This is a genomic window from Dermatophilaceae bacterium Sec6.4, from assembly GCA_039636865.1.
Taxonomy (GTDB): domain Bacteria; phylum Actinomycetota; class Actinomycetes; order Actinomycetales; family Dermatophilaceae; genus Allobranchiibius.
Genome location: CP144172.1, coordinates 666,578 through 681,382, shown reverse-complemented (window position 1 = coordinate 681,382; position 14,805 = coordinate 666,578). Strand labels below are relative to the sequence as shown.

Annotated in this window: 12 protein-coding genes; 3 read left to right on the top strand and 9 right to left on the bottom strand. The window is 65.6% G+C overall.

Translation table 11 applies throughout. The annotated features are described in order from the left end of the window. Positions 1 to 11 precede the first annotated feature (11 nt). Entirely contained in the window at positions 12 to 905 is an 894-nt protein-coding gene (locus tag V3G39_03285) for a hypothetical protein (GenBank protein XAS77076.1), read from the top strand. A gap of 127 nt (positions 906 to 1,032) precedes the next feature. Continuing rightward, positions 1,033 to 2,697, top strand: a complete 1,665-nt coding sequence (locus tag V3G39_03280; protein ID XAS77075.1) for a long-chain fatty acid--CoA ligase — start codon at positions 1,033 to 1,035, stop codon at positions 2,695 to 2,697. A gap of 157 nt (positions 2,698 to 2,854) precedes the next feature. Here the strand turns inward: V3G39_03280 and V3G39_03275 are convergent, their stop codons facing one another. The 5 genes from V3G39_03275 to V3G39_03255 form a co-directional block, all read right to left on the bottom strand. Further along, positions 2,855 to 4,219 carry a DUF222 domain-containing protein gene (locus V3G39_03275; GenBank protein XAS77074.1) on the bottom strand — a complete coding sequence of 455 codons (1,365 nt, stop codon included), beginning with the start codon at positions 4,217 to 4,219 and terminating at the stop codon, positions 2,855 to 2,857. A 405-nt stretch (positions 4,220 to 4,624) separates the two neighbouring features. Continuing rightward, a complete protein-coding gene (locus tag V3G39_03270; protein XAS77073.1) occupies positions 4,625 to 6,064 on the bottom strand; it encodes an FtsX-like permease family protein in 1,440 nt (479 codons plus the stop codon). Further along, positions 6,061 to 6,831, bottom strand: coding sequence for an ABC transporter ATP-binding protein (locus tag V3G39_03265; protein XAS77072.1), 771 nt, complete (start codon positions 6,829 to 6,831; stop codon positions 6,061 to 6,063). Before V3G39_03265 ends, V3G39_03270 begins: the two co-directional genes overlap by 4 nt. Continuing rightward, complete coding sequence (locus V3G39_03260; protein XAS77071.1) at positions 6,828 to 7,364, bottom strand: PadR family transcriptional regulator; 537 nt, start codon at positions 7,362 to 7,364, stop codon at positions 6,828 to 6,830. Before V3G39_03260 ends, V3G39_03265 begins: the two co-directional genes overlap by 4 nt. 115 nt (positions 7,365 to 7,479) lie before the next feature. Further along, complete coding sequence (locus tag V3G39_03255) at positions 7,480 to 8,691, bottom strand: hypothetical protein (protein ID XAS77070.1); 1,212 nt, start codon at positions 8,689 to 8,691, stop codon at positions 7,480 to 7,482. A gap of 236 nt (positions 8,692 to 8,927) precedes the next feature. Between V3G39_03255 and V3G39_03250 the strand changes: the two genes are divergently transcribed. Next, entirely contained in the window at positions 8,928 to 9,737 is an 810-nt protein-coding gene (locus V3G39_03250) for a thioesterase family protein (GenBank protein ID XAS77069.1), read from the top strand. A gap of 84 nt (positions 9,738 to 9,821) precedes the next feature. On the opposite strand, the gene V3G39_03245 is transcribed toward V3G39_03250, so the two are convergent. The 4 genes from V3G39_03245 to V3G39_03230 are packed head-to-tail and all read right to left on the bottom strand — an operon-like array spanning position 9,822 to position 14,794. Beyond that, positions 9,822 to 10,856, bottom strand: a complete 1,035-nt coding sequence (locus tag V3G39_03245; protein XAS77068.1) for a phosphatase PAP2 family protein — start codon at positions 10,854 to 10,856, stop codon at positions 9,822 to 9,824. Between the two features lie 52 nt (positions 10,857 to 10,908). Next, on the bottom strand, positions 10,909 to 11,952 hold the full coding sequence (locus V3G39_03240) for an ABC transporter ATP-binding protein (GenBank protein ID XAS77067.1): 1,044 nt from the start codon (positions 11,950 to 11,952) through the stop codon (positions 10,909 to 10,911). Next, positions 11,952 to 13,679 carry an iron ABC transporter permease gene (locus tag V3G39_03235; protein ID XAS77066.1) on the bottom strand — a complete coding sequence of 576 codons (1,728 nt, stop codon included), beginning with the start codon at positions 13,677 to 13,679 and terminating at the stop codon, positions 11,952 to 11,954. The genes V3G39_03240 and V3G39_03235 overlap by 1 nt, the downstream gene beginning before the upstream one ends. After that, the gene (locus tag V3G39_03230) at positions 13,658 to 14,794 is read right to left on the bottom strand and encodes a thiamine ABC transporter substrate-binding protein (GenBank protein ID XAS77065.1); all 1,137 of its coding nucleotides are present in this window, start codon (positions 14,792 to 14,794) and stop codon (positions 13,658 to 13,660) included. Before V3G39_03230 ends, V3G39_03235 begins: the two co-directional genes overlap by 22 nt. Positions 14,795 to 14,805 lie beyond the last annotated feature (11 nt).

Here is a 14,805-nt window from a genome sequence, read left to right as displayed (position 1 = left end):
GGGGAGTCATCGTGTCCAGTTCACGTCGTTTCGCAATATCCGTCGGTGTCGGGGTCCTGGCAGCGGGTGCGACGATCGGAGCAGCAGCATCAGGGCACGCCTCGACGCCGACTGCATCGTCGACCTCGGCGCACACCGGCGCGTACCTGAACATCGACCCGCACATCTCGGTCAAGGGTGACACCATCAACGTCGGCGCCACCATCTCCGGCAAGGTGCGAGCGGCGCAGTCGCGCTACCCCGACACGGGGGTCTTCAACTACGACGTCACAGTGAATGGCAAGGACCTCGGCGGAAGCAACCCAGCCGGTTCCTCACCCTGCCTCGCGTCCGCGCTGCTCGTGCCCTACACGCAGACCGAGCCCGCACTATCCGTCACATCGGTCTCTCTCAAGAATTCCGTGAAGATTTCAGTTACCTACTGCGGGGACAACGGCAAGATGCAGACATCGACCATTACCCGCGAGGTGCCGCTTGGGCAGGCCAACCCGAGCGACGCCTATCTCGACGTCGATCCCTTGATCACAGTTCAGAATTCCTCCATTTCAGTCGCAGCCGTCCTGTCCGGCAAGGTCTACGCGAAGAACTCCGCCGATGCCGAGGCGGACCTGGGCAGCTATCAGGTCCTCGTCGATGGCAAGGTGGTCGGCGGAGCGGACGCGGGCAGCCTGCAATGCACCCAGTCCGACCCCCTGGTTGCGGTACGCGTCCGTCGCGATCCGATCACCACAAGCGTCAGCCCCGGACAGCATGTCGTCACCATCACGCAGTCCTTCTGCGGGGTGACAGATCTTTTCCTGACCTCCAAGATCTCGCGGACGGTCACCGTTGGTAGTAAGCAACAGGGACCGTCGCAGCCCCCGACCCCGTCGGCGCCCACCACACACCTGGGCGTCACCGGCTGACCCCGACTTCACCCGGCCGCAGAAACCCGTCGAGGTACGGCAATCGTCCGACCTTCCGATGGTGAGGTTGGAGGGTTCCTACCCGGGAGTCACATTCGAATGAGACTCTGGTCACATGAAGAGCACCATGCAGACCACACCTCTACTGATCTCGAACCTGTTGCGGTTCGGCACGACTGTGCATGCCGACTCCACCGTGACCACCTGGAAGGCGGACGGACCCGAAATCACGACCTATGGCGAGGTGGGCAAGATCAGCGCCCGCCTCGCCAATGCTCTGCGCGGTATGGGCATCACCGGCGACCAGCGCGTCGGCACATTCATGTGGAACAACACCGAACACCTCGCCGCGTATCTTGCGGTGCCGTCGATGGGCGCAGTGCTGCACGCCATCAATATCCGCCTCTTCCCCGAGCAGCTCATCTACACCGCTCAGCACGGCGGCAGTGAAGTCGTCATCGTCGATGACAGCCTGGCCGAGCCGTTCTCGCAGGTCCTACCGCACCTGACCAACGTGCGTCACGTGATCATCAACGGCACTGACGTGAGCGACGAGGTCTGCGCCTCGATGGCAGCGCTGGACCACATCGAAAGTGTCCGCCAGTGGGATGAGCTTCTCGCCGGACAGATCGACACCTTCGACTGGCCAGAAGATCTGGACGAGAACTGTGCGTCATCGATGTGCTACACCTCCGGCACCACCGGCAACCCCAAGGGTGTTGTCTACTCCCACCGCAGCAACTACCTGCATGCGACCGGTGTCACTGCCGCCCTCGGCATCGGCCAGGCCGAGAAGTTCCTCGTGGTCGTGCCGCTCTTCCACGCGAACGCGTGGGGCTATCCGTACTGCGCGATGACCTCCGGTGCATCGTTGGTGATGCCCGGCAAATATCTGCAGCCGGAGCCGCTGGCTCAGATGATCCGGGACCTGAAGATAACCACCGGGGCCGGAGTACCGACGGTTTGGAACGCGTTGCTGCAGTATCTGGACGCGAACGAGGAAGCAGATGTCTCCACCTGCCGGATGCTGATGATCGGCGGGTCTGCTGCGCCGCCCTCCATGATGAAGGCCTTCCAGGACCGGCACAGTATCGAGATCATCCACGGCTGGGGGATGACCGAGATGTCGCCGGTCGGCTCGCTCGCCTCCCCTCCCGGCGCCGTCGAGTACGAGTCGAAGGAGTACTGGGACTACCGCGCGTCGCAGGGCCGGTTGCTCTGCGGTGTCGAGGCGCGCGTCATGGGACCGGACGGGCAGACCCAGCCTTGGGACAACGAGAGTGTCGGCGAGATCGAGGTGCGCGGGCCGTGGATCACCGGTTCGTATTACTCCAACGGCACCGAGTCCGAGAGCGAGATCGACGACGCGGCAGCGAAATTCGACGAAGGCTGGCTACGCACGGGCGACGTCGGCAAGCTCACCCACGACGGATTCCTGGTACTCACCGACCGATCCAAGGACGTCATCAAGTCCGGTGGTGAGTGGATCAGCTCGGTGGACCTGGAAAACCAGATCATGGGCCACCCGGACGTCGTGGAGGCCTCCGTGGTCGGGGTGCCGGATGAGAAGTGGGGCGAACGCCCGTTGGCTGCGGTGGTGCTGCGCTCGGGCGCGACGACCAGCGCGGACGAGCTGCGGGAATTCCTGGACGGCAAGGTCGCCAAATGGCAGCTGCCGGAGCGCTGGACCGTCATTGACGAGGTGCCCAAGACCAGCGTCGGCAAGTTCGACAAGAAGGTACTGCGTCAGCGTTACGCCGATGGTGAGCTGGAGGTCAGCACCGCCGGTTGAGCAAATCGGAGCTTGAGGTAGTTGGTCCGCCGGGTCGGCCGTGGTTTTCAGCGCGACCGGCCCGGCGTTCTTGCGCTGCTGCAACAACCACGGCGCTGGTTGTGGGGTTGGCGCGATCTGGCTGCGCAGTATCGGAGTCGGTGAGACCACGGCCGGCTCAGCTCGCCATCTTCGGCATCAGTCCGGGGGTGAGATCCCAGGTAACCCCCGTGGCGCCGACGTAGGCGGTGAGCAGGTCCCGGTGCACGATCGTGTGATGGCGCGCGCACAACAGCGCCGCGTTGCTCAGAGTCGTCTGCCCGCCGGACCACCACGGATTCACATGATGGGCGTTGCACCAGTCCGGTGGCCGATCGCAGTGCGGGAAGGTGCACCCCTGATCCCGTTGGATGACCGCTGCGCGCAGCGCGCCGGTGAAGAGGCGTTTCGCGCGGCCCACATCCAACGGTTCGGATGCTCCGCCCAGGACCATCGGGATCAGATCCGCGTCACAGGCGAGCTGCCGCAGGGTTCCCGCATCGACGTAGTCCCCGTCGCTGGTGCGACCGATTCCAGGCAGGTACGTCGGGTCGACGGCACCGCGCGCGACGCTGAGGTCGCCCCGTCCGATCAGCCGCCCGGCTTCAGTGAGATGCCCGGCTTCATCGAGGTGACCGGTTCCCTGCAGACCCGCGACCAGGCTGTCGTAGTCGAGGGTCACGACGAGCTTTGCGCTACCACCGACCTCGCCGACCGGCCGAGCCGCAGTGCCATCCAAAACGTCGGCGGCCGTCGAGATCAGGCGCATCAGCGCATCGGCCCGACGTTTCGCCGGCGTACGTACATCACGCTCAGGAGGAGTAACCCAAGCTTCCAACGCCTGACCGGCCCCGGCTCTGTCAGGGCCGGCAGGGCCGTCAGGGCCGCTTATCGGCGGACCGGCAGGGCAGGGCTGCGCTGCCGGCGCCGATAAGAACTGCAATGCATGTTTGACCGCGGCCCCGGCTGACAGGTCTGCTTCCAGTCGGGTCAGCCCGCAGGACAGGTCAAGCCACCGCAGCGACTCACGCTGCTGCTGCACTTCCTCTTCACGCACCAGCTGCTCCGGAGCGAACTCACCGATGATCCGGGTGCTTAACTCTTTCAACGCCCGCGACCCGAACGACGTCAACGACAGGTACCGCAGCGTCATGGCGTCGCGATCTGCGCCCGGAAGATACTTCAGCACCCGCGGCACTTCGCGTAGTGCCACCGCAGCCGCCGAGACCGAGGCAGAACCGACCGCGAGGCACTGCGCTACCACCGCATTCCTGGGGTTGGCGCACTCTGCCCCCACTGCACCGACCCGGTGCACAACGACCGGATCAACGCCAGTCGCGTGCTGCGCGACCCACCCGGGTGCACCGGTGGCCGTTGAGTTCGCGACGGTCCCCCGCGTCAGTGCCTCAGCAGTCGCCAACGCGGCGATTTTCTCCGCACGCCCGACCAGGGTCAGCATGGTGGCGACGGCCTCGCCCAGAGCATTCTCGTCCAATTGGAACAATGCGCCAGGCCACCTATCCAACGATGATGCAAAGGTAGCCAAAAGCTCGGTAAGGTTGTGCACCCATTCCCGGCTCAGCCGGGATAACTGGCAGGGGAGACACCAACTCATTGTGAATGTCCGAATAGACCATGGCTCCCCCTCCTTACGATTGTTTTCAGCTTTTACCTGACTCCTCTATCGTACATATCTTCGAAGTGCAGCGCAAGAGAAAACCGGCCACAAATAGCCATTCAGAAGGAAATATTGCTCAAAGCAAGTTATCCACATCCCCCTCATTCCGCAGTACAGGAAAGAAGTTACCCACACCCCTCTGAATACGTATTGGCGCCAGCCTTACGGGTGCCGTCAATTATTCCGAAAGACGTCGCACACCACGGCAAACGGCCTCTTACAAACGACGGTTCAGGCGGCGGTACGCAGCTCGGTGAGGTCAGTGGCCCGACGCAGGAACAGCAGCGACAGCGCAGTGATCGCCGTCGCGACGAGCAACGTCCCCGCCGCGAGCACGGTCAGGTTGACCCAGGGAATCGGGATCGCCACCGATCTCGTGCGTCCATTGAGGTTAAGGTCTGCGCTCGTGCCGTAGACACCTCGCGCCGCGAGCACACCGACGAAAGTGGTCACCAGCACTGCGGGTGCCAACGGCGCAATCACTTCCAGCAACGTCGCGATGGCCAACGTGCGACGCGGTACGCCGGTCGCGACCAGGGCCGCCAACGTACGCCGACGCGTGACGACGCCCTCCGCAGCAACCACCAACAAGCCTGCGACGGCGATGCCGATCGCGATAGCCAGCACAATGTCCACCAGGTCGAACGCGGTGATGAAGAAGTTGTCCGGGTTCCCGTCTTCGCTGGTCGCGATGAGGAAGTTCGCGCGCAGCCCTTGGGCTCCGGCACCGATCAGTACGGCAAGAACAACCGCGGCGCTCGATCGGCTGGCTGTGAACGGGGCGTCGACCATCCGCCGACATGCGATCAGCACTGCGGGTCGACGGGTGCGCGATGCCAGCACCTGACCCAGGTAGTAGGCGAAGGATGCCGATCCGAAGATGACCCCGACAGCCGTCAGCACGAAAAGTGCCGGGATGAGTAGGAAGAACACCAGGTTGAAGCCGACCCGCGCCACTGGGACTACGGAGAATCCGGCCAGACCCACTGCACCGATGAGGAAGATGACCACTGGCGCGATGGCGGGCGGGCGGTGCGCGATCCGCCGCGTCACCCCGAAAGGCGTGAGCGCGGTCCTCCGCAGCGCCACCAGTCCGAGGAGCGAGGCTCCCACCGGGACGACCAGGAGCACGACGATGAACGCCACGGGATGCGGCAGCACATCGGTCGGCAGGACGAGCTGCCGGTCACGCGGTTGGCCGTCCACCTGAAAGCCCACCTCAAGTTTCTTGCCGATCGGAAACCACCGGTGCATGACGAGATAGAGGATGCCGGCAAGCAGAGCCCCCACGAACGCGGAGCCGAACGTCTCAGCAGCGAGGATGGTGCGAGCGTCTCGAGGAGTACCGCCCGCCATCCGGATGGCAGCCAACCGACGATCGCGCGCCGGAGCGCCGATCCGGCTGCACTGCCCGACGAAGGACAAGGTCACCAGGCTCAGCATCACCATCGCGAAGACGACACCCGGGTGCAGACCCGACTGATTGAGCAGGTCGGTGAAGTACGGACCGTCGCGAGGTCCGATCTGCGTGACTGCCACCCCCAACAGCAACATCGACGTAGCAACGAGCGCACCGACCACTGTCAACACGATCCGCAACGCATCCGATCGACCACCGGCCAGAGCGAGCCGCACAATGGTCGAGAGCCGCGGCCCCCGCGCCCTACTCATGACTGCTCATGCCCCACGAGCAGGTGTTCGCCTTCAACAGATACATCGGCCAACTGGCCATCGAGCAGCTGGATCTCGCGGTCGCCGTATGCCGCGATGCGCGCATCGTGAGTGACCAGGATGACGCTGGTGCCCGCCTCGCGGACCACTCGCGTTACCTGGGTCATCACCTGCTCGCCGTTCAGCGAATCCAGGGACCCGGTCGGTTCGTCGGCGAAGAGGATCTGCGGCTCGGTGACCATCGCGCGGGCGATCGCCACCCGCTGCGCCTGCCCGCCGGACATCTGTGGCGGTCGGACATCGGCCAGAGCGCCGACATCGAATCGCTGCAACCAGGTCATCGCAGCAACCATGGCCGGACCGCGTCGCCTACCGTCCAGCAGTAATGGGAGAGCGACGTTCTCGGCGGCGGACAGTTCCGGCACGAGCTGACCGAACTGGAACAGCACCCCGAATTCGCGTCGCCGAAGGCGCGAACGCATCGCTTCGCTCTCGCCGCTGATCCGCCGGTCGCCGTAGAAGACATCTCCTGCATCGGGCGACAGAATCCCGGCGAGACACATCAGCAGCGTTGACTTGCCGGAGCCGGATGGCCCGGTCACCGCGAGAATCTCACCGGTGTGAAGGGTCAGGCTGACACCTTTCAGCGCCGGTTCCCGGCCGTAGGAAGCGACGACCGAGCGGGCCCGCAGCGCAACGCCCGCAGGTGGCCCGCCCGGGGCTGCTCCAGGAACGGCGTCGTCAGGAAGATCGGCAGTTGATGTCATGGCTGATTTCCCTTGGTGGGTGCGGTGACGCGTTGCAGAGCGGAGTCCATCCAGCGCAGATCGGCGTCCAGGTGGGAGAGCGCGTAATCGGCACTGAGGACTTCGTCCAGTGGCGAGGCAGGGTTGACCTTGACCTTGGTGAAGTGCCGCATGCGGTCCAGATGCGCGGCGCGCTGGCGGCGCAGGAAAGAGATCGCCTGCCCTTGGCTGGTAGCGAGCAACGCGATCGTGACCTTGACCGAGAGCGGGTTTGCGACAAATGCGAACGGCTCTTCGATCTCATCGAGCCAGTCCTGCAGAGCTGCACGCCCGGCGTCGGTGACGGCGTAGACGGTGCGGTCGGGCCCGTCGACACGCTGCACCGCCACGGCCTCGACGAGACCCTGGCGGTGCAGTCGTTCCAGCGTGGCGTAGACCTGCCCGTACGCGAGTGGTTTCGCGGACGGGAAGCGATCGTCGTGCGCCTTCTTCAGGTCGTAGCCGTGCTGCTTCCCCCGTGAGAGCAGCCCCAGCACTACGTGACCTGTCGACATGGCTCAACTATTCACACAGTGAATAGCTATGTCAAGGGTTCCGCCTCTTCAACCAAGGACGCCCCCGTAGCCGACAGTGGCAACGGGGGCGTCCTTGTTGTTCGAGATCGAGGCTTTAGAAGCCTGACGTGCCGTTCGGGGTGCCCAGCCCGGTGGGGCCGTCCCAGCCGTTCTGCGCGGAGCAGTAGTACGAGCACGAGCCGTTGCTACCGCTGGTTACATCGAACAATCCCGAGGTGTGCGCGTAGGGCAATGTGTTCGCGTACCCGGCGGTGTTGCCTGACAGGGCGTAGACCGATGCCACGATCGGTGAGGACAGCGACGTGCCGCCGTACTGGGCCCATGAGGATGCGGTCGAACTGGTCGGCGCGTAGACCGCGAGACCGGTATTCGGGTCCGCAACCGCCGACACGTCGGCCATCGCACGCCCTGAGCAGTGCGTCAGTGTCGAATTCTGTCCGCTGGGGGCGCTGTTGTAGGTCGTGCACCCTGACCCGGCACCACTCCACGCGGACTCGGTCCAACCGCGGGCGTTCGAAGATGTTGTCAACGACGTACCGCCCACCGCGGTCACGTAGTGGGACGACGCGGGGTAGCTCGCGCCCTGATAGCCGTTGTCCCCGGTCGACGCGGTCACCGCGATACCGGGGTGGTTGTAGTACCTGCCGTACGTGGCGTCCGAGCTGTCGCCGCCGCCGTAACTGTTGGAGATCGCGACAACGCCGGCCTGCCCAGCGGCCTTGTTGACCGCCGTCCCCAGGTTGGTATTGGACGCCGACTTCGCCTGGACCAGCAGGATCTTGCAGTCCGGACACGCTGCCGATACGGCGTCTAGGTCGAGCGCCTGCTCCTGGTCCCACCCGACATTGGTGGCGGGCAGCGAGGTCTTGCTCCCGGTCTGACTCATCACCGTCAGGCAGCCGTTCGCCCTGGTGCACGCGGCGAGACCGAACTGCTTGCGGTAGACACCGAGGTCGCGCTCGGCGTTCGGGTAGCCGTACGCGTCGACAATCGCGACGGTACGCCCGGCGGAGGACAGGCCGGACAACTTGTAGGCGCCACGGATGTCAGTGGGCGTCTTGCCCGAGATCGCGTGCGGGGTGATCGTTCGGCCCGCCGAGTTGACCGATATGCCTCTCGCATCTTCCAACTTCACCGCAAAGCAGGTCGAATAGCCCTTGGCCACCGACTGCGAACACGAGTGAGCCTGCCGGGCGTGAGAGTTAGCACCGGCAACACCTGTGGCCGAAGCGGCGGGAACAACCGCTGCAGCGAGCGCTGACGCCGACGCCAACGCGAGGGCTACAGCAAAGGGGGAAGTACGCATTCGGGATCTCCTTGGCGGGACTGGGCCGACGATCAGCCGGCATGTCGAACCCTCGGGCCGCGCCCCTCGCCGCACAAGAAGCGTGCCCAACTTCAGACCGAAAGCAGACGCCTTTTACCGTGCGCATGTCGATCTCCCAGCCGGAACCCAGCTTGCGCATCACCCGTGACCTCCACTCCATCCCCTTCGTGCCCTCCATGACCTTCGCGGCCGCTCAGTCTCGTACCGTGCTGGGTATGACGTCAGCCTCCCTTTCGCCCACTCAGCAGGTGCCCGCGTTCTACTCCCGCCTCGGCCCGGATGACTACCGCCCGAGCATCAGCGTGCAGGGCGCCTGGCGCGACGACGAGCAGCACATGGCCCCGATCAGCGGGCTCATCACGCAGGCGCTGGTCCAACACGAGCCGAGGACGGGCATGCGGATCGCCCGCCTGAGCTTTGAGATCCTCGGGCTGATTCCGCTGGAAGACACTCACATCGAGGTGCGCACGATCCGCCCCGGTCGGACCATCGAGCTGCTGGAGGCCGAGGCGGTCATCGGTGGACGGGTCGTCGTACGGGCGCGCGCCTGGCGGCTGGTACTCACCGATACCGCCGACGTGGCAGGCAACGAACTCGCGACCATCCCACCCCCGCAGGAGTGCGAGGAATACGCGGTAGGCGGCACGGAATGGGGCGGCAAGTTCATCGCGTCGCTGCAATGGCGGACCGCCCCTGGTGGGCGTGAGGGTCGCCGCGCGGTGTGGGTGCGTAGCGCGGCGGCACTCCTGGCCGATGAGGACGTCGATCCCATCGCATCCTTCATCATGCTCGTCGACGCGGCCAACGGCAGCGCCACGCGAGCGCGCCCCCATGAGCTGATGTATCCCAACGTCGACCTCGGCATCTACCTGCTGCGGACGCCGGACCCCTCGTGGGTCGGGTTGGACGTTGCAGTGTCCTTCGGCAGCGACGGTATCGGCCTGACGTCCACCACTCTCAGCGACATCCAGGGACCTGTAGGGCGGGCCGAGCAGATCCTGACCGTCCGGCACTTCCCGAGCTGATACGAGGGGGTCGACGGAGCCGCATCCTGGATGGGCACCCCGAGGCTGGCGCACTCGCCGACCCAGTGCGGGGAACATCGCGTTCTAGGTCGATTTGCTGACGACTCGCCGGTCGAGTGGCGGGAAACTGGGGTCGGTGCAGGACCGTTGCCGGTGTCGTCGCAACCGCCGCAACAGTCGCCACGTCGCCAACACAGCAATCGCACACAACGCGCCAGCGATCTCGTCGATGACGTAGTGCTCACCGGAGTAGACCAGCGTCACGGCCATCAGCAGGGGGTAGCAGACCAGGAGACATTTGACCCACCAGCGCGCCCCGAACAGGAAGAATCCCGCGGTCAGTACCGCGAAACCCTCGTGCAGCGACGGCATTGCCGCCACCAGGTTCGACTTCGCCTGACCGAACGCGAGCGCATTCGCGAAAGGGTGCAGGTTGAGGAGATCGAAACCCTCACCCGCATACCGACCCACCGGCGCGCCCTGGATATAGCCCTGCTGCGACGCGAGCCACGGCGGGGTCATCGGGAAAACGAAATACCCCGCGAGTCCGATGATCGACAGCCCCAGTACGCAGTAGACCCACGCCCTGAACCGCTCCCTCGACCAGATCCACAACACGACAGCAACGATGGGAGTCACCAGAAAGTGACTGAAGTAGCTGAGACTGAAAAAGACCGTGTACCAGGCAGGGTGGGCGAAATTGTGCAGATGCGCCTGCATCCACTGAGTCGGTAGCGTGCCGCCGAAAAGCGTCCGGTCCACGTCGATCGGGAGCACAGTGTGCAGTGGTGCCCCGATGATGTTGTGCGCCCCGTCACGCGGAGTCAGGCCGCCCTCGTCGAACTGTCCGGCAAAACCGCGGCTGAAGTCGTAGGCGAGCAGCACCGCCTCGAACGGCAACCAGTCCAACAGCACCCGCCCGAACGCGCGCCATCCGCGGCCGACGCTCGCACAGGCGAGTCCCGCGATCACCCACAGCGTGATCGGGATGCGGTCCAACGGCAGCCCGAACAGAACGCTCGTCACCGCCAGGATGAACAGGTATCCACCGATCGCCAGCCGTCGCACCAGAACCCAGTCGGTGGACTGCGCGGTGGCGGTCTTCTGGAGTGAAGTCATCGCCGGAGATACTAGATAACTACCCTGTATCCCTCATGGATGGTTGCTGTGCTCAGGGCAGCTCGGCGACTTTCTGCACATCGACCAGCAATTGGACCCGGGCACCCATGGGCGGTACGGCGCTGCCCGCGCGGGTGCCACCCGCCCCGTTGGGAGCCATCCCGTTCGCAGCCATGCCGAACAGATCGACCCCGCTCATGCCCGCATGCACCCGGCCGAGGCCATCGGCATCGACCAGCAGCCGTAGCCCGTCGGGCCCGATCACGCTGGAGACGACCGTCGCGCCCAACGTGCCGTCGGGATCGCAGGTGAAAGCGCCACGGCGCAACGCGGTGCCGCGACCGGGGTGCCCGACCAACTCGCCGACGGTCGCGGGCAGCACGCTCTGATAGCCGAGGAAAAGCGCCGCGTCGGCGTCGGCCGGGTGCCGCCAAACGTCCAGCGCCGCACCGTGTTGGATCAACTGCCCGGCGCGGAGCACCGCCACGTCGTCGGCAATGGCGAAGGCCTCGCCCTGGTCGTGGGTCACGAGCACCGCCGTCGTCCCAGTGGCGTGCAGTACGTCGCGTACCTGCACGGCGAGTTGCTCCCGCAGGGCCGTGTCCAGCGCCGAGAGTGGTTCGTCCAGCAACAGTAGGCGTGGTTTCGCGGCGAGCGCCCGGGCGAGTGCGACGCGCTGCTGCTGGCCCCCGGACAAAGATCCCGGCCGCCGGTCCGGCATGTCGGACAGCCCCACCAGCTCGAGCAACTCGGCGACGCGGGAGCGGATCTGCTTCTTGGGCACCCGACGGCGGGCGAGCGCGTACCCGACGTTCTGGGCGACATCCAGGTGAGCGAAGAGCTGCCCGTCCTGGAACATGAGCGCGAACCCACGCTTATGAGTAGGGGTGTCCGTGACGTCGGCCCCATCGAAACTGACCCGCCCGCGATCGGGTTGCTGCAGCCCGGCAACTACGCGCAGCAGGGTGGACTTGCCGCAACCGGACGGACCGAGCACCGCCAGCGTCCGACCGGTGGGCACGACGAGATCGATCCCATTCAGCGCCGGCGCCCCGTCGAAGGTCACGCTCACGGCGTCGATACGCAATTCACCCATCAGAACCTACCTACCGATCCGACCCGCAGGCCTTCGACGCCGGCCATCACCGCAGCGGTCATCGCGGCCAGCAGCACCGACGCTGCCAGGGCCATCCCGAAGTTCTGCCCGCCGGGGTGCCCGATCAGCTGATAGATGACGACGGGCAGCGTCGGGTTCTCCGGCCGGGCCAAGAAACTGGTGGCCCCGAATTCGCCGAGTGAGACCGCGAAGGCGAAACCGGTCGCGGCCAGCAGCGGCCGCCAGATCACGGGTAGGTCGACGGTCGCGATCACGCCCCACCGGCCTGCGCCGAGGCTGGCCGCCGCCTGACGTTGGCGGTCGTCGATGGCGGACAGGGCGGGCGCGACGGTCCGCACGACGAGCGGCAGCGCAACCAGCGCCTGGGCGATCGGGATCAGGTAGGGAGAATTACGCAGGTCCAGCGGCGGTTTGTCGAGCGTCACGAGGAAGCCGAACCCGACGGTCACTGCGGAGATGCCGAGCGGCAGCATGAAGAGCGCATCGAGCACCGCGATACGACGGGTGCGCTTGCCGCCCGCATGCCCGCCGGCCTGCCCACTCGGACGGTAGGAGATGACGACCGCCACGGCGAGTCCGAGGCTTACCGATATCAGGGTCGCATCAATGGCGATGCGCCAGGAGCTGGTGATCGCGTCGATGACCGGCACGAGAAGCGCGTTGCCGTCCCCGACGCCGCTCAGCCGTTGGTAGTTCTCCAGACTCCACCCGCCGTTCGCCTGCAGCGAGCGGACCACGAGGCTGGCGATGGGCAGGATCAGGAACGCGACGACCGCGGCGGTCGCGCTGAGTACCGGCAGGTCGTGGCGGGCGGGACGACGCCGCGCGCTCACGCCGGCCCGTTGCGGGGTCGGCGTGACCCCGGCGCGGGCCCGCTCGACGACGACGAGCAGCAGGATCACCACGAGGAACTGGGCGATCGACAACACGGCTGCGGTCCGCAGGTCCAGGATGTCGGTGGTCTGCAGGTAGATCTCGGTCTCGATCGTGCTGTATTTCAATCCGCCGAGGGTCAGCACCACTCCGAATGCCGTGGCGCAGAAGAGGAAGACGATAGTGACCGCCGACAGGATCGTCGGCGCGAGAGCGGGCAGCGTGACCGTCCGGAAGACCTGCGCGGGGCTGGCTCCCAGGGCGGCGGCCGCATCCTGCGGTCGGGCGTCCAGGCCGGCCCACGCGCTGCCGACCGTGCGCACGACGACCGAGAGGTTGAAGAAGACCAATGCGAGAGCAATTGCGATCCAGCCCCCGTCGAGTCCCAGGAATCCGAGTGGACCGGAGCTGGTGAGCAGCGTCCGGAACGCCACACCGACGACCACAGTGGGCAGCACGAACGGCGTCACGACGATCGCCCGCAGGATGCCCGCGCCCGGGATCCGCAGCCGGTAGAGAGCGTAGGCGACGGGCAGGCCGAGCAGCGTGGTGGCGATCGTCCCGACTGCTGCGATGCCGAGCGTGAACAGCACGACCCGCTGCTGGCGGCTGCGACCGAAGACCCCCAATGCGTCGCCGAGCGCCCAGTGACCATCCGGATGAAGACCGCGCGCCATCATCCCGCCCACGGGCAACACGAAGAAGATCGACAGGAAGACCAGCGGCACGATCGCCACCAGCAGTGGCCACCAGCCCGCTGCGCGCCTGCGAAGGGTGTTGGCGCGCAGCGGGTTCTGCTGTGATCGCAGCGTCAGGACGTCGCGTTCTGCCACTGCGTGATCCACGTGTCGCGCTGGTCGCTGATCTGCGCCGCAGGGATGCTCAGCGGCTTCGCGGGGGTCTTGACATAGGAGTTCCACCCGGCGGGAAGCGCCACGCTCGCATCGACCGGGAAGACGTACATATTGGCGGGCATCGCGGCCTGGAAGGTCTTGCCGAGCATGAACTGGATGAAGGCCTTCGCGCCGGCCGAGTTCTTGCCACCCTTCAGCACGCCGGCGTATTCCTGCTCCTGGAAGCAGGTGTTCATCAGGGCCGACGTCGTCGACTTCCCTGCTTTCACGGTGTCAGCGGGAGACGTGTTGTAGGACAACACGATCGGCCGACTACCGTTTCCACCTCCGGCGGTGTAGTCGACACCCCACGCATCACTCCACCCGCTGGTCAATTTGGTGCCGTTGGCCATCAGCTTCTTCCAGTACTGCTGCCATCCGTCCTGTTTGGAGTCGCCGTATTTCGCAATGGTGGCGAGCAAGAACGCCATACCGGGTGAGGACGTCGCGGCACCAGGGCTGACGAAAAGGCCCTTGTACGCCGGTTTCGTCAGGTCGTCCAGGCCGGCAGGCGGGGTCTTGCCCTTGGCCGTGAACCACGCGTCGTCGACATTCACACATACGTCGCTGAAATCGATCGGGGTGAGCACCGGGGCCGCTGCACCGGTCAGCGCGTACTTCGCCGCCCCTGCCGGTAGCTTCGGTGAGTAGCTTTCCAGGACGCCGGCTTTGGCCACCCGGGACGCGAAGGTGTTGTCGACGCCGAAGACGACGTCCCCGGTCGGGTTGCCCTTGGTGAGCACTAAGGAGTTCGAGAGCTGACCGGCATCGCCGGAGGCGCGGACGGTGACCTTGTACCCCGTCTCCTTGGTGAACGCCGCGAGCACCGGCTTGGGCACAGCCCACGAGTCGTGGGTGACCAGGACAACGTTCTTGTTGGTCACCGCGCCGCCCGAACCCGTTGAGCCCGAACCTTTCGCACCGGTAGTTGATGCGCCTGAAACCTTGGCGCCGCTGGCGGTGGGGCTTGCGCCGGTGCTGCTCAACGAGCACCCGGCAAGCACGGGCATCGTCATCGCCAGCACGGCTGCAGTGGACATCTTCGTGTACTTCACCTGGAATCGAC

What these genes read in the sequence shown, in the direction of transcription:
- V3G39_03280 (XAS77075.1), top strand. Translation starts at nt 1,033, where the DNA reads ATGCAGACCACACCTCTACTGATCTCGAACCTGTTGCGGTTCGGCACG.
- V3G39_03270 (XAS77073.1), bottom strand. Translation starts at nt 6,064, where the DNA reads ATGAGTAGGGCGCGGGGGCCGCGGCTCTCGACCATTGTGCGGCTCGCT.
- V3G39_03265 (XAS77072.1), bottom strand. Translation starts at nt 6,831, where the DNA reads ATGACATCAACTGCCGATCTTCCTGACGACGCCGTTCCTGGAGCAGCC.
- V3G39_03260 (XAS77071.1), bottom strand. Translation starts at nt 7,364, where the DNA reads ATGTCGACAGGTCACGTAGTGCTGGGGCTGCTCTCACGGGGGAAGCAG.
- V3G39_03255 (XAS77070.1), bottom strand. Translation starts at nt 8,691, where the DNA reads ATGCGTACTTCCCCCTTTGCTGTAGCCCTCGCGTTGGCGTCGGCGTCA.
- V3G39_03250 (XAS77069.1), top strand. Translation starts at nt 8,928, where the DNA reads ATGACGTCAGCCTCCCTTTCGCCCACTCAGCAGGTGCCCGCGTTCTAC.
- V3G39_03245 (XAS77068.1), bottom strand. Translation starts at nt 10,856, where the DNA reads ATGACTTCACTCCAGAAGACCGCCACCGCGCAGTCCACCGACTGGGTT.
- V3G39_03240 (XAS77067.1), bottom strand. Translation starts at nt 11,952, where the DNA reads ATGGGTGAATTGCGTATCGACGCCGTGAGCGTGACCTTCGACGGGGCG.